The sequence below is a fragment of the Mycobacterium sp. genome (genome assembly GCF_036490025.1).
In the GTDB taxonomy this organism is placed as follows: Bacteria; Actinomycetota; Actinomycetes; order Mycobacteriales; family Mycobacteriaceae; genus Mycobacterium.
Map to the genome: position 1 here is coordinate 36,778 of NZ_DASXEP010000127.1, position 20,442 is coordinate 57,219.

At 67.5% G+C, this 20,442-nt stretch carries 7 protein-coding genes; 6 read left to right on the plus strand and 1 reads right to left on the minus strand.

Going from position 1 to position 20,442, the window contains the following annotated elements; all coding sequences use genetic code 11:
• Window positions 1–57: 57 nt before the first annotated feature.
• The 3 genes from VGG53_RS13570 to VGG53_RS13580 are packed head-to-tail and all read left to right on the plus strand — an operon-like array spanning window position 58 to window position 4,356.
• A complete protein-coding gene (locus VGG53_RS13570) occupies window positions 58–1,593 on the plus strand; it encodes an amidohydrolase (protein WP_331518674.1) in 1,536 nt (511 codons plus the stop codon).
• Complete coding sequence (lnt, locus tag VGG53_RS13575) at window positions 1,586–3,565, plus strand: apolipoprotein N-acyltransferase (protein ID WP_331518575.1); 1,980 nt, start codon at window positions 1,586–1,588, stop codon at window positions 3,563–3,565. The genes VGG53_RS13570 and lnt overlap by 8 nt, the downstream gene beginning before the upstream one ends.
• On the plus strand, window positions 3,562–4,356 hold the full coding sequence (locus VGG53_RS13580; protein WP_331518576.1) for a polyprenol monophosphomannose synthase: 795 nt from the start codon (window positions 3,562–3,564) through the stop codon (window positions 4,354–4,356). The genes lnt and VGG53_RS13580 overlap by 4 nt, the downstream gene beginning before the upstream one ends.
• A gap of 14 nt (window positions 4,357–4,370) precedes the next feature.
• Here the strand turns inward: VGG53_RS13580 and VGG53_RS13585 are convergent, their stop codons facing one another.
• Window positions 4,371–4,709 (minus strand): RNA polymerase-binding protein RbpA, encoded by a 339-nt coding sequence (locus VGG53_RS13585; RefSeq protein ID WP_331518577.1) that lies wholly within the window; start codon window positions 4,707–4,709, stop codon window positions 4,371–4,373.
• A gap of 142 nt (window positions 4,710–4,851) precedes the next feature.
• Here VGG53_RS13585 and VGG53_RS13590 point away from each other — a divergent pair, with 142 nt between their 5' ends.
• The 3 genes from VGG53_RS13590 to VGG53_RS13600 all read left to right on the plus strand — a co-directional run bounded on the left by VGG53_RS13590 (window position 4,852) and on the right by VGG53_RS13600 (window position 20,430).
• Window positions 4,852–5,190 carry a hypothetical protein gene (locus VGG53_RS13590; RefSeq protein WP_331518578.1) on the plus strand — a complete coding sequence of 113 codons (339 nt, stop codon included), beginning with the start codon at window positions 4,852–4,854 and terminating at the stop codon, window positions 5,188–5,190.
• A 192-nt stretch (window positions 5,191–5,382) separates the two neighbouring features.
• Entirely contained in the window at window positions 5,383–17,793 is a 12,411-nt protein-coding gene (locus VGG53_RS13595; RefSeq protein WP_331518579.1) for a type I polyketide synthase, read from the plus strand.
• Between the two features lie 24 nt (window positions 17,794–17,817).
• The gene (locus VGG53_RS13600) at window positions 17,818–20,430 is read left to right on the plus strand and encodes an NAD-dependent epimerase/dehydratase family protein (protein ID WP_331518580.1); all 2,613 of its coding nucleotides are present in this window, start codon (window positions 17,818–17,820) and stop codon (window positions 20,428–20,430) included.
• Window positions 20,431–20,442 lie beyond the last annotated feature (12 nt).

The window sequence follows — 20,442 nt, forward strand, 5'->3', positions numbered from 1 at the left end:
ACTACCCTGCTGGTCAACGGCCGGGTGCATAGCACCAGCCATCCCGATGCCACCGCGATGGCGGTCCGCGACAGTGTCGTGGTGTGGCTGGGCAGCGACGACGTCGGTCGCGACCAGTTCGCCGGAGCCGATGTCGTCGATCTCGACGGTGGCTTCGTCGCGCCGGCTTTCGTCGACAGCCACATCCACCTGACTGCCACTGGCCTGACACTGACCGGTCTCGATCTGCGGGCATCGACGTCGCGATCGCACTGCCTGCAGCTCATCGCCAATTACGCGGCGAAGCACCCCGGTGAGCCGCTCTGGGGTCACGGGTGGGACGAATCGTCGTGGCCGGAGAACGCGGCGCCGACCACCGCCGACCTGGACGCGGTGCTCGGTGACCGGCCCGCCTACCTGGCCCGGGTCGACGTGCATTCGGCGCTGGCATCGACCGGTCTGCGCAAGCGGGTTTCGCAATTGGCCTCGGCGACCGGGTTCGACGAGCAGCGGCCGTTGGTCGGTGACGCCCATCATCAGGTCCGCGCCGCCGCGCGTGGCCTGTTGAGCGATAGGCAGCGCGCCGAAGCCCGGCTGGCAGCGCTTGACGCCGTGGCCGCTCACGGGATTGTCGCGGTGCACGAATGCGCCGGTCCGCAGATCGGCGGCCTGGACGACTGGCAGGAGCTGCGGGCGCTGAGCGCCCACGGTATCGAGCTGATCGGTTACTGGGGTGAGGCGGTGACCAGCGCGGCTCAGGCACTCGAGCTGATCGCCGACACCGGCGCGGCGGGTCTGGCCGGCGACCTTTTCGTGGACGGCGCGCTGGGCTCGCGCACGGCCTGGCTGCGCGAGCCCTACGCCGACGCTGCCGACCAACGCGGAAGCTGCTACCTGGAGCTCGACGACGTCGCTGCGCACCTGCGGGCGTGCACCGAAGCCGGCGTGACGGCCGGCTTCCACGTCATCGGCGACGCCGCGGTCGCCGGCGTCGTCGGCGCGCTGGAAAAGCTCGTCGAAGACCTCGGCGTGTCCGCAGTAGCCCGATGCGGTCACCGCTTGGAGCATCTGGAGATGGTGACCGCCGAGCAGGCCGCCAAGCTCGGCGCGTGGGGCGTCATGGCCAGCATGCAACCCAATTTCGACGCGCACTGGGGTGGCCGCGAGGGCATGTATGCGCGTCGTCTCGGTGTCGATCGCGCCGGGCGTCTCAACCCGTTTGCGCTGCTAGCATCCCAAGGCGTGGCCCTCGCGTTCGGATCCGACGCCCCGGTGACCGGCCTGGACCCTTGGGCGACGGTCCGCGCAGCCGTCCACCATCACACGGCAGCCAGCTCGATCTCCGCGCGTGCGGCGTTCGCCGCGGTGACCCGCGGCGGCTGGCGGGCCGGTGGCGCCGGTGATGGGTTGCTGGGCAGCCTGGTGCCGGGCGCGCCCGCGTCCTACGCCGTCTGGGAGGTCGACGAGCTCGAGGTGAGCGCGCCGAGTGATGCCGTGCGGCGGTGGTCGACGGATCCGCGGTCGCGGCTGCCGGTGTTGCCGCGGCTTGGCCCGACCGACTCGTTGCCCCGTTGTCGGCGGACCGTGCACCGAGGCGCCGTGATCCATGGTTAGAGGCATCGGGCGGTTCGACCGCCGGATTCGGCCCGCAGACGACACCGACGTCTTCCCGGCGGTCAACGACGACGACAATGCCGGAGAAAGCCCGGTTCAGGAGACGGTGCACGATGACCGGCTGGCGGCGTTGCGCGGCCGAGCCGCCCGGATAGGCAGGTATCTGCTGGCCTGGCTGATTCGCGAGCTGCGCATCCGGGCGCCCCAGTTGGGCCGGGCGCTACAGCCGCGGCTGACCCGTCTGACTGCCGCAGTTCTCGCCGGTCTGCTGCTCTGCTCGAGCTATCCACCGTTCAACTGGTGGTGGGCCGCGGTCATCGCGTTTGCCGTGTTGGCCTGGGTGCTGACCCGTCCGGCCACCACACCGGTCGGCGGGTTCGGTTACGGCCTCCTGTTCGGTTTGGCGTTCTACCTGCCGCTGATCCGCTGGATCAGCATTCTCGTGGGCGCCGTCCCGCTGGTGGCGTTGGTGCTGTTGTGCGCGGTGTTTCCGGGGATATTCGGTCTGCTGGCTGTTGTGCTGCGACGGCTGTCCGGGTGGCCGGTCTGGTTCGCGGTGGTGTGGGCGGCGCAGGAGTGGTTGAAATCGTCCGTTCCGTTCGGCGGCTTCCCCTGGGGTGTGGTTGCCGCCGGCCAGACGTCTGGCCCGTTTTTGCCGTTGGTACGGCTGGGCGGCGTTCCGCTGCTCTCGTTGGCAATCGTGCTAACCGGTTGCAGCGCTGCCGCTTTCGTGATGGAGACCGTCTCGTGGTGGCGGGCATCTCGTGGGCGGCGCCCCGGAGCTGGCGCCCAGGCGGCCGACACGCCACCGGCGGTCGTGCTGCCCGCGTTCTGCATCTGCCTGGTGTTTTTCATGGCTGCTGCGGTCTGGCCGCAGGTGCGTCACTCCGGCACTGGGTCGGGGAACGAGCCGATCGTCACCGTGGCGGTGGTGCAGGGCAACGTGCCGCGGCTCGGATTGGAGTTCAACGCGCAGCGTCTCGCGGTGCTGGGCAACGACGTCCGGGAAACCCGCCGGCTGGCCGACGACATACGTGCCGGCCGCGCCCCGCAACCAGACTTCGTCGTCTGGCCCGAGGACGCGTCGGAAATCGATCCGCTGGCCAACCCCGAAGCGGCGCAGGAGATTTCGGTGGCCGTCCAGGCCATCGGAGCGCCGATCGTGGTCGGCACGGTGCTCGACATCGCGGGCCGGCCGTCCGACGCGCCGGCTCAAACGAACACCGTTATCGTCTGGAACCCCAAGACGGGAGCCGGCGACCGCCACGACAAGCGGATCGTGCAGCCGTTCGGCGAATACCTGCCCTGGCGCGGGTTCTTCCGGCATCTGTCCGGGCTCGCTGACCTGGCTGGCTACATCGTCCCGGGCAACGGTTCCGGGGTGGTGCACGCCGGGGATACCCCGGTCGGGATCGCGACCTGCTGGGAAGTCATCTTCGACCGGGCTCTGCAGCACTCGGTGCGCAACGGGGCCCAACTGCTCGCGGTACCCGCCAACAACGCCAACTTCAACCAGACGATGAGCGAGCAGCAACTGGCGTTCTCCAAGCTTCGTGCGGTGGAGCTGGACCGCTACGCCGTGGTCGCCAGCAACGTCGGGATCTCCGCTTTGGTCACCCCGGACGGGCGTGAGCTGCAGCGGACCCGGTTCTTCACGCCCGGCTACCTGGACAGCCAGGTCCGTCTCAAGACGACGCTGACCCCGGCCGCAAAATGGGGCCCGATCATCCAGGGAACTCTGGTCGTCGCCGCTCTCGCACTCCTGATCGTCGCGATGCTGCACAATGGGTGGTTAACGGATCTGAGCCGGCGCCTGTCAGGGCTGGCAAAGAACTTCGGCCAGGCATCGGAGAAATCCGACGACGACCCGCCCGGCGACGATGTAGACGATGTAGTAGCCGACGGCCCGCCTGTCAACGAGGTGGCAGCCGACGTCGAACTCGACCAGCGGCCAGAAAAAGGAGACATATGACCACCGGCGATCCGGTGTCACGGGTTGCGGGCGATCGTCCCAGCCTGCGCACCCTGGTGATCATCCCCACTTTCAACGAGCGGGAGAACCTGCCGCTGATCATGCAGCGGCTCCACAAGGCCTGCCCAAACGTGCACGTGCTGGTCGTCGACGACAACAGCCCGGACGGCACGGGAGCGCTGGCCGAGGAACTGGCCGCCGCGAATCCCGACCGGATCCACGTCATGCACCGCACCGTCAAGGATGGTCTGGGCGCGGCCTACCTGGCCGGCTTCGCTTGGGGGCTGGGCCGGCAGTACAGCACGCTGGTCGAGATGGATGCCGACGGCAGTCACGCGCCCGAACAGCTTCACCTGCTGCTCGACGCCATTGATGCGGGCGCCGACCTCGTTATCGGCTCACGCTACGTCGAGGGTGGCAACGTGCAGAACTGGCCGTGGCGGCGCTGGGCGCTGTCCTGGACGGCCAACACGTATGCCCGGCTGGCGCTGGGCATCGGCATCCACGACATCACCGCGGGCTACCGGGCCTACCGGCGGGAAGTACTGCAGAAGATCGACCTCGACCACGTCGAATCGAAGGGCTACTGCTTCCAGATCGATTTGACCTGGCGCACGATCACCAACGGGTTCGTCGTCGCAGAAGTGCCGATCACGTTCACCGAGCGTGAGCTGGGCGTATCCAAGATGAGCGGATCGAATATCCGCGAGGCTGTGGTGAAAGTTGCGCAGTGGGGGATCGACGGCCGCCTGCACCGCCGGCGTTCGGAGCCAGTCAGACCGGCGAGCTAGCGCCGCACCGAACGTCAGCTGCCGCGACGGCGTGTTCTGATCAGGTCGAGACGCTCTTTGAGCAGTTCGTCGAGTTCATCGACCGAGCGTCGTTCCAGCAACATGTCCCAGTGGGTGCGGGGCGGCTTCACCTTTTTCGGTTCCGGCAGGTCACCTTCGATCAGGGTGCCTTCCATGCCGTTGCGGCACAGCCAGGTGCCAGGGATCTCGGCATCGTCGGCGAATGGAACGTCGAACTCTTCGCCGTTTTCTGTGCGGTACCGCGCGACCTGGCGCGGCGCCAAGTCGTGGTTGCGGTCGGTCTCGTAGCTCACGGCTCCAAGGCGACTGCCTCTTAGGACACGATCGGCCATTGGTCAGCACTCCTCTTAACGTCTTCTCAGCAGCTAGCGCTTTGAACAACGCTGCGGCCTGCCGGGTAGTTCCCGGGCATAGGGGCGACCCGACGTTCCATGATACCGGGATTCGGCCGGCGCCCCGACTAAAGTCGCCCCCGTGACACGTCGCGTCCGCCCACAGCCCTGCAGATGGTGTGGTCGCGACGTCGCGGACAGCGGGATGGGCCGTCGCCGCCAGTACTGCCGGCAGTCGTGCCGGCAGCGCGCCTACGAGCAGCGGGCATCCATCAACGGCGTCCATGGCCCGGCCTTGCCCGCCGACGCGGTGGTGCTGTCAGCCATCGAGGCCGCTGATCTGTCCGACCGCGTCTACCAGGTCCGATGCGCGGCCGAGGACGTCGCCACCGCGCTGGACGAGGGCGCGGGCGGTCCCGAATTGCGTACGCTGTGCGCTGCCCTGCTGCGAGCCGCCGAGGCCGCCGACGGGTGGCGTTGACCAGGCTTAGCCTCGGCTGACTTGTGGCGGGTACAGTCTCGCCATGGATCGCTGGGCGACGCCGGAATCAGGTGCGGAGCCGGGCCATGGATCGGGCGGGCGAGTCGGCGCCTGCCAACGATGACTCTGCTGCTCATCCAGGGACCGCATTCCGGATTGAGCGACGACCGACGTTAGGCGAGGGGTAACCACATGGCTGATCAACTTCAGCATGCAACCGAGGCGTTACGGAAAGCGCTGGTCCAGGTCGAGCGCCTGAAGAGCAAGAACCGGGCGCTGCTGGAGCGTACCGGCGAGCCGATCGCCATCGTCGGTATGTCGTGCCGATTCCCGGGCGGGGTCGACTCGCCGGACAGCCTGTGGGACATGGTCGCCGAGAAGCGCGACGTGATGTCGGAGTTCCCGACCGACCGCGGCTGGGATCTGGCCGAACTGTTCGACGACGACCCGGATGCGCCGCACAAGTGCTACGCCCGCGCGGGTGGATTCGTCGACGACGTGGCCGGTTTCGATGCGGGGTTCTTCGGCGTGGCACCGAGCGAGGCGTTGGCCACCGACCCGCAGCATCGGATGCTGCTGGAGTTGTCGTGGGAAGCGTTGGAGCGCGCCGGAATCGACCCAACCTCGTTGCGGGGCAGCGCTACCGGTGTCTTCGCCGGAATCATCGTCCAGGGATACGGCATGCTCGCCGAAGAGATCGAGGGCTACCGGCTGACCGGGATGACGTCCAGCGTGGCCACCGGACGGGTGGCCTACGTGCTTGGGCTGGAAGGCCCGGCGGTGTCGGTGGATACCGCGTGCTCGTCGTCATTGGTGGCCCTGCATATGGCGGTGCAGTCGTTGCGGTCAGGGGAGTGCGATCTGGCACTGGCCGGCGGCGCGACAGTCAACGCCACCCCAACGGTTTTCGTCGAATTCAGCCGGCATCGGGGCCTGTCGCCGGATGGCCGCTGCAAGCCCTTCGCCGGGGCGGCCGACGGCGTCGGCTGGTCCGAGGGCGGCGGAATGCTGGTCGTGGAGCGGCTTTCGGATGCGCAGCGGCTGGGTCATCGGGTACTCGCGGTGGTGCGGGGAACCGCGGTCAACCAGGATGGCGCCTCGAACGGGCTGACCGCGCCCAACGGTCCCTCCCAGCAGCGGGTGGTGCGTACAGCATTGGCCAACGCCGGCTTGAGTGCGGCCGAGGTGGACGTGGTCGAGGGCCACGGCACCGGGACGACGTTGGGCGACCCGATCGAGGCCCAGGCGTTGCTGGCCACCTACGGCCAAGATCGGGCCGGACGTGAGGGAGAGCCCCGCAAACCGTTGTGGCTCGGGTCGATCAAGTCGAACATGGGGCACACGCAAGCCGCAGCCGGTGTGGCAGGCGTGATCAAGATGGTGCAGGCCATGCACCATGAAGTGCTGCCGGCGACGTTGCACGTGGACGCGCCCAGCCCGCACGTGGATTGGTCGGCCGGCTCGGTGTCGTTGTTGACCGAAGCCCAATCGTGGCCGGCCAACGGTCGGGCCCGCCGTGCCGGGGTGTCGTCGTTCGGCATCAGCGGCACCAACGCCCATGTGATCATCGAGGACTCCCGGCCGGCTGAGCGCGTCGAGACGGCCACCCCGCGGCCGCCGGTGGTGCCGTGGGTGGTGTCGGCCAAGAGCGCGGCGGCGCTGGCGGCACAGGCGTCGCGGTTGGCCGAATCCATCAGTGCTCATGAGCCTTTGGATGTCACCGATGTGGGTTGGTCGTTGGCCGGCCGGTCGACTTTTGAGCATCGGGCAGTGGTGCTCGGCCGTGATCGCGATCAGTTGTTGGCTGGATTGGCAGAGTTGGCTGACGGGACGGCGGGCGCCTCGGTGGTCACCGGCCATGCCACCCCCGCAGGAAAAACCGTCTTCGTATTCCCCGGCCAAGGTTCTCAGTGGTTGGGGATGGGCGTCGAATTGCTGGATACGGCACCAGTTTTCGCCGAGCAGATGAACGCGTGCGCGGAGGCGTTCGCCGAATTCATCGACTGGTCGTTGATCGACGTACTGCGCGGGGCGCCCGGCGCGCCGGGGCTGGACCGCGTCGACGTGGTCCAGCCGGCGCTGTTCGCGGTAATGGTTTCGCTGGCCGAATTGTGGCGGTCGATCGGCGTGCGCCCGAACGCCGTCATCGGGCATTCCCAGGGTGAGATCGCCGCGGCCTACGTCGCCGGGGCGCTGTCGCTGCGCGACGCCGCGCGCGTGGTGACTCTGCGCAGCAAGCTCTTGTTGGCGCTGTCCGGCCGCGGCGGTATGGCCTCACTTGCCTGTGGACCGGACCACGCGCGACAACTGTTGGCGCCGTACGGCGATCGCGTCAGCATCGCCGCCATCAACGGGCGATCGGCCGTTGTGCTCTCCGGTGATGTGGTCGCGCTCGACGAGATCGTCGCGCAGTGCACCGAACATGAGATGCGGGCCCGTCGGATCGACGTCGACTATGCCTCGCATTCCGTTGCTGTCGACACGATCCGCGAGCAACTCGCCGAGGCGCTGTCAGGTATCGAGCCTCGTTCGGCGCGCACCGTGTTCTTTTCCACGGTCACCGGCGGCATCCTGGACACCGCTGACCTGAACGCCGACTACTGGTTCCGCAACATCCGCCAGACCGTCGAATTCTCGTCTGCGGTACGCACCGCATCCGAACGCGGCTACCGGACCTTCATCGAATCCAGCCCGCACCCCGCGCTGATCGCCGGTATCGACGACACCGCGACCGACGGCGGGGCCGACACGGTCGTGGTGCCCACTCTCGGCCGCGAAGACGGCGGCCTGAGGCGGTTCCTCAGTTCGGCCGCCCAGGCATTCGTGTCGGGTGCCGGGGTGGACTGGCGGGCGGTGTTGCCGGGAGCCGGCTTCGTCGAGTTGCCGACGTATGCCTTTGAGCGACGGCGGTTTTGGTTGTCCGGTGACGGCGCAGCGGTTGATGCTGCCGGCCTGGGTCTGGGAGCCAGCGAGCACCCGTTGCTGGGTGCGGTGGTGGAGCTACCGGAGTCGGGCGGGGTAGTGCTGACGGGCCGGCTTTCGCCGGCCACCCAGGGCTGGTTGGCCGATCACGCCGTTGACGGGTTGGTGGTGTTCCCGGGTGCGGGCTTTGTCGAGTTGGCCATCCGGGCCGGAGACGAAGTCGGCTGCACTGTGATTGACGAACTGACCTTGCAGGCACCGTTGCTCTTGTCGCCGTCGGGCTCGGTGGCGGTGCAGCTGGTGGTGGGAGCCGTCGAGCAATCCGGCCAGCGCAGCATGTCCGTATTCTCCAGGGAGCCCTCAGATTCCGCGTGGACCTGCCATGCGACGGGGCAGTTGTCATCCGGACCGGTTGAGCCGGGTGCAGATTTGGCGGTGTGGCCACCGGAAGGCGCGACTCCCGTTGATGTCACCGACGGCTACCAGCGGCTGGCCGCCCGCGGCTACCAGTACGGTCCTGCCTTCCAGGGGTTGACCGCACTGTGGCGTCGCGGCGATGAGTTCTTCGCCGAAGTAACGCTGCCGCAAGCAGCAGGCGGGGTAAGCGGATTCGGTGTGCATCCGGTGCTATTGGATGCGGCCCTGCACGCCGCAGCGTTGACTCAGGACGGCGCCGGAGTGGCATTACCTTTCTCGTGGCAGGGTGTTTCGCTGCACGCGGCGGGGGCCTCGGCAGTGCGGGCGCGGATCGCGCCGGCCGGTCAGTCGGCGGTGTCGGTGGAGCTGGCCGACGGGCTGGGGTTGCCGGTGCTGACGGTGACGTCGTTGATCGCTCGCCCGATCTCGCCGCAGCAATTGAAGGCGGCGATGTCCGGCTCGGGCGGAGACCGGCTCTTTGAGCTGGTCTGGTTGCCCGCGTCGGCCCGGTCGCACACCGAGACGCCGGAATACGAGGTGTTCGAATCTCAGCCCGCCGACGGCGACACGCTGGCTTCGACCTACGGCCGCACTCACGACGCGCTGGCCGGGCTGCAATCCTGGCTGTCCGAGCATGAATCGGGCGTGTTGGTGGTGTCGACCCGCGGCGCGGTGGGGCTGCCCGGGGAGGACGTCACGGATCTGGCCGGTGCTGCGGTGTGGGGGTTGGTGCGTTCGGCCCAGACCGAGCATCCGGGCCGGATCGTGCTGGTGGATTCCGATGTGCCGCTGAGTGATACGACGGCTGCACAGGTGCTGGCCGTCGGCGAGCCACAACAATTGCTGCGGGGCGAAACGATTTACACCGCAAGGGTTCTCGGTAGCCGCGCGGTAGACGGTGTGTTGGTGCCGCCGACCGACGGCCCGTGGCGGTTGGGGCTGTCGACCGCGGGCACCTTCGAGAACCTGCAATTGGAGCCGGTACCCAACGCCGACGCGCCGCTGGAAGCTGGTCAGGTTCGGGTGGCCATGCGTGCCATAGCCACCAACTTCCGCGACATCATGATCACGCTGGGCATGTTCACCCACGATGCGCTGATCGGTGGTGAAGGCGCCGGTGTCGTCGTCGAAGTCGGCCCCGACGTGACCGAGTTCGCCGTCGGGGACGACGTGTACGGATTCTTCCCGGACGGCAGCGGCACACTGGTGGCCGGCGATGTCCGACTGTTGCTGCCGATGCCTTCGGACTGGTCTTACGCTGAGGCCGCGGCCATATCAGCGGTGTTCACCACCGCCTACTACGCGTTCGTCCACCTTGCCGACGTCAAGCCGGGCCAGCGGGTGCTGGTGCATGCCGGCACCGGTGGGGTGGGGATGGCTGCGGTGCAGTTGGCGCGCCACTTCGGGCTGGAGGTGTTCGCTACCGCCAGTCGGGGTAAGTGGGACACGTTGCGGGCGATGGGTTTTGACGACGACCACATCGGTGATTCCCGCACGCTGGACTTCGAAGGCAAGTTCCGTGCGGTGATCGGCGACCGGGGCATGGATGTGGTGCTGGACTCGCTGGCCGGTGAATTCGTCGACGCCTCACTGCGTCTGGTCAAGCCCGGCGGGGTGTTCCTGGAGATGGGCAAGACCGACATCCGCGACCCCGGGGTGATCTCAGAGCGCTATCCGGGCGTGCGTTACCGCGCTTTCGATCTCTTTGAGCCCGGACGCAACCGCATGCACCAATACCTGCTGGAACTTGCCGAGCTCTTCGACGCCGGCGTGCTGCGGCCGTTGCCGGTGACGATGTTTGACGTGCGGCGGGCACCTGTGGCACTGCGGTACCTGAGTCAGGCCCGTCATACCGGCAAGGTTGTGCTGACGATGCCGGACGCGTGGGCATTCGGCACGGTCGCGATCACCGGTGGTACCGGGATGGCCGGGTCGGCGCTGGCCCGCCACCTGGTGGCCAATCATGGTGCGCGGCAGCTGTTGTTGATCAGTCGCCGCGGCCCGGATTCACCTGGTGCTGCGGAGTTGACGGCAGAGCTGTCTGCCGCCGGTGCCGAGGTGTCGATTGTGGCCTGTGACGCCGCCGACCGTGCGGCACTGGCGAAGGTGCTGGCCGATGTTCCCGTTCAGCATCCGGTGTCGGCGGTGATCCACGCCGCAGGTGTGCTCGATGACGCGGTCGTGACGTCGTTGACGCCGGAGCGGGTGGATGCCGTGTTGCGGGCCAAGGTGGACGCGGCCTGGAACCTGCATGAGCTGACCCAAGATTCGAACATCGCGGCGTTCGTGATGTTTTCCTCGATGGCCGGTCTGGTGGGGTCCTCGGGTCAAGCCAACTACGCGGCGGCCAACAGCTTCCTCGATGCGTTGGCCACCCACCGCCGCGCACACGGACTTCCGGCGATCTCGCTGGGCTGGGGTCTGTGGGACCAGGCCAGCGACATGACCGGCGGGCTGGACGACGCGGGCCGGGCCCGGCTGGCGCGCACCGGTGTCAAGGCGCTGTCATCGGCTGACGCGCTCCTGCTTTTCGACTCCGCGATGGTGATCGATGAGCCGTTCCTGCTGCCCGCTCACATCGACACCGGCGCGCTGCGGGCCAATGCCGCGGTGGTCCCGCCGATGTTCGTCGACCTGATCAACGCGCCGAAGCGCCGGCGGGTCGACGACTCGCTGGCCGCCAGCAAATCGAAATCTGCTCTGGCACAACGCATACACGGATTGTCCGAGGACGAGCAGCACGCGGTGCTGCTGGATCTGGTGCGGTCTCATATCGCCACCGTGCTGGGCAACACCACTGCGGAGGCCGTCGACCCGGACAAGGCGTTCCAGGAGCTGGGCTTCGACTCGTTGACCGCCGTCGAGATGCGCAACCGGCTCAAAGCTGCCACCGGGCTGGCGCTTTCGCCGACGTTGATCTTCGACTATCCGACACCGAGTCGACTGGCGTCCTATTTCCGCACCGAACTCGCGGGAGTGCCACAAGAAATCAAGAACGTTCCTGCGGTGCGGGTCACCGGAGACGACCAGATTGCGATCGTCGGTATGGCGTGCCGGTACCCGGGCGGGGTCAATTCCCCGGAAGACCTGTGGGACATGGTGATCGAAGGCCGCGACGTGGTCACCGAATTCCCGAGCGACCGCGGCTGGGACTTGGCGAATCTATACAATCCCGATCCGGATGTCCCCGGCGCCTGCTACACGCGCACCGGCGGCTTCGTCGAGGACGTCGGCGACTTCGACCCCGCGTTCTTCGGAATAGGGCCGTCCGAGGCGTTGGCGATGGATCCCCAGCAGCGGATGTTCCTCGAACTGACGTGGGAAGCGCTGGAGCGCGCCGGAATCGACCCGACAACGCTGCGGGGCAGTGCGACCGGTGTCTTCGCCGGCCTGATGACACAGGGCTACGGCATGTTCTCCGCCAAGCCGGTGGAAGGCTTCCGGCTGACCGGTCAGCTGTCCAGTGTCGCGTCGGGCCGGGTGGCCTACGTGTTGGGGCTGGAGGGCCCCGCGGTCTCGGTGGACACCGCGTGTTCGACGTCGCTGGTGACACTGCACATGGCCGCGCAGTCGTTGCGGTCAGGGGAGTGCGACCTGGCGTTGGCCGGCGGTGTCACGATCAACGCCACACCGGACATCTACGTGGAATTCAGCCGCTGGCGCGGGCTTTCCACCGATGGCCGCTGCAAAGCGTTCGCCGGGGCCGCCGACGGCACCGGATTCTCCGAAGGTGGCGGGATGCTGGTGGTGGAGCGGCTTTCCGACGCGCGACGGCTGGGGCACCCGGTTCTGGCGGTCGTGAGCGGTTCGGCGATCAACCAGGACGGCGCCTCCAACGGGCTGACCGCACCCAACGGTCCCTCACAGCAGCGCGTGGTCCGCTCGGCGTTGGCCAGCGCGGGGCTGACCGGAGCCGACGTCGACGTGGTCGAGGGCCACGGCACCGGCACCACGCTGGGCGATCCGATTGAAGCCCAAGCGATACTCGCGACATACGGACAGGGCCGGCAGACGCCGCTGTGGTTGGGGTCGATCAAGTCGAACATGGGCCACACGCAGGCCGCGGCGGGCGTCGCCGGGGTGATGAAGATGATCCTGGCAATGCGGCACGGGGTACTGCCGCCGACATTGCACGTGGATCAGCCCAGCCCACATGTGGATTGGTCGATGGGCTCCGTGCAACTGCTGACCGACCAGCAGCCCTGGCCGGCGAATGGTCGCGCCCGTAGGGCCGGGGTGTCATCGTTCGGCATCAGCGGCACCAACGCGCACGTGATCATCGAAGCGGTCCCGCCTGTCGAGCCGACGGCCGAAAGCCCGGCAGCACCACCAGCGGTCATTCCGTGGGTGGTGTCGGCCAAGTCGACGGCGGCGCTGGAATCTCAGGCCGCGCGGTTGGCCGGGTTTGTCGGTGCCCGCAGCGAATTGGCCGCCGCGGACGTGGGATGGTCGCTGGCAGGTCGCGTTGCGTTCGAGCACCGTGCGGTGGTGCTGGGCGCTGACCGCGACCAGTTGCTGGCTGGTCTGGGTGAGCTGTCCGACGGCCTGCCTGGTGCGTCGGTGATCACCGGCACCGGGCCGGCCGGCAAAACCGTGTTCGTCTTCCCCGGGCAAGGCTCGCAATGGCTCGGCATGGGCATGGGATTGCACGCCGGCTATCCAGTCTTCGCCGAAGCGTTCAACACCGTGGTCGGCGAGCTGGACCGCCACCTGTTGCGCCCGCTGCGCGAGGTGATGTGGGGGCACGACGAAGACCTCCTGGCCACAACTGAATTCGCTCAGCCGGCGCTGTTCGCGGTCGAGGTTGCACTGTATCGCCTGCTGGCATCCTGGGGCGTGCGCCCGGACTTCGTGATGGGCCATTCGGTTGGCGAGTTGACCGCGGCGCACGTCGCCGGTGCGCTGTCGCTGGAGAACGCCGCGCTGCTGGTGGTCGCGCGCGGCCGATTCATGCAGGCATTGCCGGCAGGCGGAGCCATGGTCGCCGTGCAGGCCACCGAGGAGGAAGTGCGCCCGCTGCTGACCGAGAACGTCGGGATCGCCGCGGTGAACGGCCCGTCGTCCGTTGTGGTTTCCGGTGACGAGGAGGCGGTCAGCGCCATCGCCGACCAGCTGCGCGAACAGGGCCGCCGCGTGCACAGGCTCGCTGTCTCGCACGCCTTCCACTCGCCGTTGATGGAGCCGATGATCGGCGAGTTCAAAGCGGCGGCCCGCGAACTCACGGTCAACCCGGTCACGATTCCGGTGATCTCCAACGTGACCGGAGAGTTGGCCGGAGATGACTTCGCGACGGCCGACTACTGGACGCATCACATCCGGGCGGCGGTGCGGTTTGCCGACAGTATCCACCACGCGAATTCGGCTGGCGCCAGCCGATTCGTCGAGGTGGGTCCCGGCGGCGGCCTGACGTCATCCATCGAGGAAACACTGGCCGAGGCCGACGTGGCGTCGGTGCCGCTGCTGCGAAAAGACCGTCCCGAACCGAACAGCCTGATGGCCGGGGTGGCTCAGGCGTTCGTGGCCGGCGTCGGAGTGGATTGGCGTGCCATGCTGCCCGGTGCCGCGTTTATCGAGCTGCCGACGTACGCCTTTGAGCGACGGCGTTTTTGGCTCTCCGCTGATGAAGCCGCCGTCGATGCCGCTGGTCTGGGATTGACCGCCAGCGAGCACGCCCTGTTGGGTGCAGTGGTGGAGCTGCCGAGCTCGGGCGGAGTGGTGCTGACCGGCCGGCTTTCGGCGGCATCGCACGGGTGGCTGAACGATCACGCCATTGGCGGCGTGGTCATCTTCCCGGGCGCGGGCTTTGTCGAACTGGCAATCCGCGCCGGCGATGAGGTCGGCTGCCCGGTCGTCGACGAATTGATGCTGGCGGCGCCGCTGGTGATCCCGACAGCCGGTTCGGTGGCGATGCAAGTCGTCGTCGGCGGTGCCGACGAATCGGGCAACCGTGCGGTGTCGGTGTTTTCCCGCGGCGACGCACACGCCGGCTGGACTCTGCACGCAGAAGGGGTCGTCCGGCCCGGCGCAGCCGATGCGAGCTCGGATATGTCGAGCTGGCCACCGCCGGGCGCGGCTCCGGTCGACATCGACGGCCTTTACGACCGGTTGGCAGCGCGCGGCTATGGATATGGCCCGGCGTTCCAAGGCCTGACCGCGATGTGGCGCCGCGGCGACGAGGTCTTCGCCGAGGTCTCGCTGCCCGGCGACGCTGGGGTGTCACCGGCCGGATTCGGAGTGCACCCAGCGGTTTTGGACGCTGCCTTGCATGCCGTGATCGTCGCGACCGAGACCGACCGCGACGACGAAAACAGCGTCCTGGTGCCTTTCTCGTGGCAGGGTGTGTCGCTGCACGCGGCGGGCGCGTCGTCGGTGCGGGCGCGGATTGCACCGTCAGGCCCGTCGGCGGTTTCCGTGGAGTTGGCCGACGCACTGGGATTGCCGGTGTTGTCGGTGGCTTCGATGGTGGCGCGCCCGGTGTCGCGACAGCAGTTGATGGCGGCCGTCTCGGGATCCGGCCCCGACCGGATCTTCGAAGTGATCTGGTCACCGGCTGCCTGCGAATCGCAGGCCGACACGCCGTCGTACGACGTGTTCGAATCTCAGCCCGCCGACGACGACACGCTGGCTTCGACCTACGGCCGCACTCACGACGCGCTGGCCGGGCTGCAGTCCTGGCTCGCCGAGCACGACTCGGGAATGCTGCTGGTGTCGACGCGCGGCGCGCTGGGGCTGCCGGGGGAGGACGTCACAGATTTGGCCGGTGCCGCCGTGTGGGGGTTGGTGCGTTCGGCCCAGACCGAACACCCGGGCCGGATCGTGCTGGTGGATTCCGATGCGCCGCTGAGTGATACGACGATCGGCGCGGTACTGGCAGCAGGTGAGCCACAGGTCGTGGTGCGCAATGAAACGGTGTACACGGGCCGGGTGCACGGCAGCCGGGCGGTGGACGCGCTGTTGGTGCCCCCCGGTGACGAGGCATGGCGACTGGGCATGTCCAGCAAGGGAACGTTCGAAAACCTGGTTCTCGAACCCATCCCGGATGCTGATGCACCGCTGGAACCCGGCCAGGTCCGGGTCGCGGTCCGCACCATGCCGGCCAACTTCCGCGACGTCATGATCGCTCTGGGTCTGTATCCCGACGTGGACGCCGTGATGGGTGTGGAAGCTTCCGGTGTGGTGGTCGAAACCGCATCGGATGTCGGTCGTTTCGCCGTCGGTGACCGGGTCACCGGGCTGTTCCCCGAAGGTACCGGCACCATCGCGGTCACCGATGCGCGCCTGCTGATGGAGATCCCGACGGGATGGTCATATACCGAAGCCGCCACGGCGCCGGTGGTTTTCACAACGGCCTACTACGCGCTGACCACGTTGGCCGACGTCAAACCCGGCCAGCGGGTGCTGGTGCATGCCGGTGCCGGCGGGGTGGGGATGGCTGCGGTGCAGTTGGCGCGGCACTTCGGCCTGGAGGTTTTCGCCACCGCCAGTCGGGGTAAGTGGGACACGTTGCGGGCAATGGGTTTTGACGACGACCACATCGGTGATTCCCGCACGCTGGACTTCGAAGACAAGTTCGGTGCGGTGATCGGCGGCCGCGGCATGGACGTGGTACTGGACTCGCTGGCCGGTGAATTCGTCGACGCTTCACTGCGTCTGGTCGCTCCCGGCGGGGTCTTCCTGGAAATGGGCAAGACCGATATGCGGGACCCCGGCGAGATCGCGCAGCAGTATCCCGGTGTGCGCTACCGCGCCTTCGACCTCTTCGAAGCGGGTGTGGATCACATCGAGCGGATGCTGGCCGACCTGGCCGCGTTTTTCGACGACAGGACACTGCGCCCGCTGCCTGTGACCGTTTTCGACGTGCGCCGTGCGCCCGCGGCATTGCGGTATCTGAGTCAGGCTCGTCACACCGGCAAGGTAGTCCTCACAATGCCGGATGCGTGGGCATTGGGCACGGTCGTGATCACCGGCGGGACCGGGATGGCGGGCTCGGCGCTGGCGCGTCACGTCGTCGCCAATCACGGCGTCAGAAACCTGGTGTTGATCGGCCGGCGTGGTCCGGATGCACCCGGGGCCACCGAGTTGACGGCCGAGCTGTCCGCTGCCGGTGCCGAGGTGTCGGTGGTGGCGTGTGACGCGGCCGACCGCGCGGCACTGGCGAAGGTGTTGGCTGACATTCCGGTGCAGCATCCGTTGTCGGCGGTGATTCACACTGCGGGTGTTCTTGACGATGCGGTGGTGACCTCGCTGACGCCGCAGCGGGTGGATGCGGTGTTGCGGGCCAAGGCCGACATTGCCTGGAATTTGCATGAGTTGACCAAGGATTCGAATTTGTCGGCGTTCGTGATGTTTTCGTCGATGGCCGGTCTGGTGGGGTCGTCGGGCCAAGCCAACTACGCCGCCGCCAACAGCTTCCTGGATGGTTTGGCGGCGCATCGACGAAAGCACGGTCTGCCGGCGATCTCGCTGGGCTGGGGGCTGTGGGATCAGACCAGCGACATGACCGGCGGGCTGGAGGCGGTGGACTTCGCGCGATTCGCCCGCGACGGCATCGTGGCGATGTCCTCCACCCAGGCGCTGCAACTGCTCGACACCGCGATGGTGATCGACGAACCGTTCCTGCTGCCCGCGCACATCGACATCACCGCCCTTCGTGCGAAGTTCGACGGCGGCACCTTGCCGCCGATGTTCGTCGATCTGGTCAATGCGCCGGCACGGCGTCAGGTCGACGATTCGCTGGCCGCAGCCAAGTCGAAGTCCGCGCTGCTGCAACGTCTCGACGGTCTGCCTGAAGACGAGCAGCAGGCGGTGCTGCTGGATCTGGTGAGATCGCATATCGCCACCGTGCTGGGCAACAGCACCCCGGAGTCCATCGACCCGGATAAGGCGTTCCAAGAGTTGGGCTTTGACTCATTGACCGCTGTCGAGATGCGCAACCGGCTCAAAGCCGCGACCGGGCTGCCACTGTCGCCGACGCTGATCTTCGACTATCCGAATTCCACAGCGCTGGCCGGCTACTTCCACCAGGAGCTGGTCGGTGCCTCGGCCGAAGCGGCGCCCAAGGCTGCGCCCGGTGAAGCCGAGATCCAGCGAGTCGTCGCGGCTATTCCGGTCAAACGACTTCGACAGGCCGGGGTGCTGGACCTGTTGCTCAGCTTGGCGAACGAGGTCAACGGCTCCGACGCGGAGCTGACCAGGGAAAAGGCTCTCGCAACAATGGATCTCGACGACTTGGTCAATGCCGCGTTCCTCGACGACGACGACTAGCCAGATGAGGTTCGAGGTTCACCCGTGAGGATCGTCGTCACCGGTGCCAGCGGAGTAATCGGTCGCGGCGTGGTTCTGCGGCTGCTCAGCTCGGGCCACGACGTCGCTGGACTGGCCCGTCATCGACCTGAAAGCTGGCCAAGCGGGGCCACTTTCGTGCAAGGCGACATTCGCGACGCAGCGGCGGTGCGGCGCGCCGTCGCGGGAGCGGAAGTCGTGGTGCACTGCGCCTGGACGGTCAACCCTGCGGCCGCCCAACACGAGGTCGATGCTGGCGGCACCCGCAATGTGCTCGACGCGATGACGCAGAGCGGTACACGCCGCATCGTCTTCGCCTCATCGGCACATGTCTACGGTCCCGGCGCATCGACCATGTCGGAAGCTGATTCGCTGCAGCCTATTTCGGTGTTCGGACGCGCCAAGGCGAGCGCCGAAGAGATGATTGCGGCGTCCGGTGCCGAATGGGTGGCGATCCGCGCGGCGGCGGTCCTTGGTCGCGGAGTCGACAATTGGGTGCGACGGGCGTTGGCTTCCGCTTTCTTCCCCGACAGCGACGGGCCCCTGCAAGTCGTGCACAGCGACGACGCGCACCGGGTTTTCGTTCAAGCCGCCGTCGACCCGGGCGCCGGCAGCGGGCCGGTGAACCTCGCCGCGCCCGGGCAGTTCACCCTCGCAGAGATCGCCGAGACACTCGGGCGACCGATCGTGCGAGTGCCCAGGTGGTTGCGAGGGCTGAGCCAGGCCGCGGAGCTTGACCTACTGGTGAGCGCGCCACCGCTGGATACTGCTCTGCTGCACGATAAATGGAACTACACACCGGCCTGGACCGGGCAGGAATGTCTCGAGGATGTCGCATTGGCGGTGCGCGGCCACGTGAGCTTCGGATCGTGGTCGACGTCGCTGCCGTGGCGATTGACGCATGTGCAGGACATCCCGGCGGTCGATATACCGGCCGCCGACGGGGTGCCGACGGTGATGGCCGGCCCGGACGGTGGCAATGGCGAGTTCGACACCCCGATCGACCCCCGCTTCCCCACCTATCTGGCCACCAACTTGTCGGAGGCGCTGCCGGGGCCGTTCTCGCCGTCGTCGGCGTCGGTCACGGTCAAAGGACTACGCGCATCAGGTGCGGTCATCGCGCGACGTCTGCGGCCCGGCGGACTGACTCAGCGCGAGATGGCCACTCGGACAGTCGGAGTGTTCGCGCACCGCCTGTACGGAGCCATCACCACCGCGCATTACATGGCCGAAGTCGTGCCGTTCGTCAAGCCGGGGACAGTGGTTCGGCAGAGCCAGTTCTTTGGCCCGAGCGTGGCCTCGCTGCCGATACACGGTGAGCAGCAGCTACCGCGCGAATCACACAGCGCAGCAGGCCCGTTGCGCACCATCCGTAATCTTGGCGTGTTCGGAGTCAACCTGGCCGGGCTGATCGTCGGCGCAACTCGCGACACGGGCGACTTCGTCCACGACATCGAGCGGTTGGAAGAGATTTCGGTGGGCGATCTTTCGCAACTTTCCGAACCGCGACTGCAGAGCTTGATCTTGTTGGCGCGCGACTACGTCGTCGACGGCTGGGTGCTCGCATCTGGGACATTCATGGCGTTCGCCGCACTCAGTACGATCTTGCGCGGCCTGAACGGGCGCGACATGGTGCTACCGGTCGGTCAACAGCTGGCCAGCGCGGGGCCGCTCAGCGCCGTGTACCGGCTGGCCGATACCGCACAGCGTGACGCTGACGCGGCCCGGATACTGTCGGGTCCCGGCGACCACCTCTCCGAATTGTCGGCCAACGCCCCGCGGTTCCACGCTGCCGTCCTGAGTGAGTTGAACCAGGTGGGACACCGCGGCCCCGCGGAGCTGGAGATGCGATCGTCGAGCTACTCAGACAACCCAGAGTTGCTGCTGCGCATGGTGTCGAAATCACTTGACATGCCGTCCCGGTCGGAGGCCAGCCGTCCGGTGATCGCACTGCGCGCCCGTCCGGTGGCGCTGCTGGCCGCCCACCAGGTTCGCGACCGCGAAGTCCGTCGCGACCGCATGGTGCGGGCAAACTGGGTGCTGCGCAACCTACTTCGTGAGCTTGGACGCAGGCTGGTGGAATCCGGAACGGTGCAGACTGTCGACGACGTATTTTATCTGCTGGTCGATGAACTGGACGCGTTGCCGGCCGATGTCGCGGCCCTCGTGGCGGGCCGTCGCGCCGAACAGCGCCGACTTGCCGGGGTGACGCCGCCGGCGGTCTTCACCGGCGAGTGGCGGCCTACAGCCGTCGCGGCGTCAGCACTTTCCCCCGGCGAAACGCTGACCGGATTCGGCGTGAGTGCGGGCCGAGTCCGCGGGCGCGTCCGGATTGTCCGGCCGGAGACCATCGACGACCTGGAAGCCGGCGAGATACTCGTCGCCGAAGTCACCGACGTCGGTTACACGGCCGCTTTCTCCTATGCAGGCGCCGTCGTGACGGAGCTGGGTGGGCCGATGTCGCATGCCGCGGTGGTAGCACGCGAATTCGGCATCCCGTGCGTGGTCGATGCCCACGACGCCACCCGACGCCTCCCACCCGGGACGCTGGTCGAGGTCGACGGCACCGACGGGACGATCCGGGTCCTCGAACCGGACCTGCCGAACGCTGCTCCCTGATGTTCGCTACCG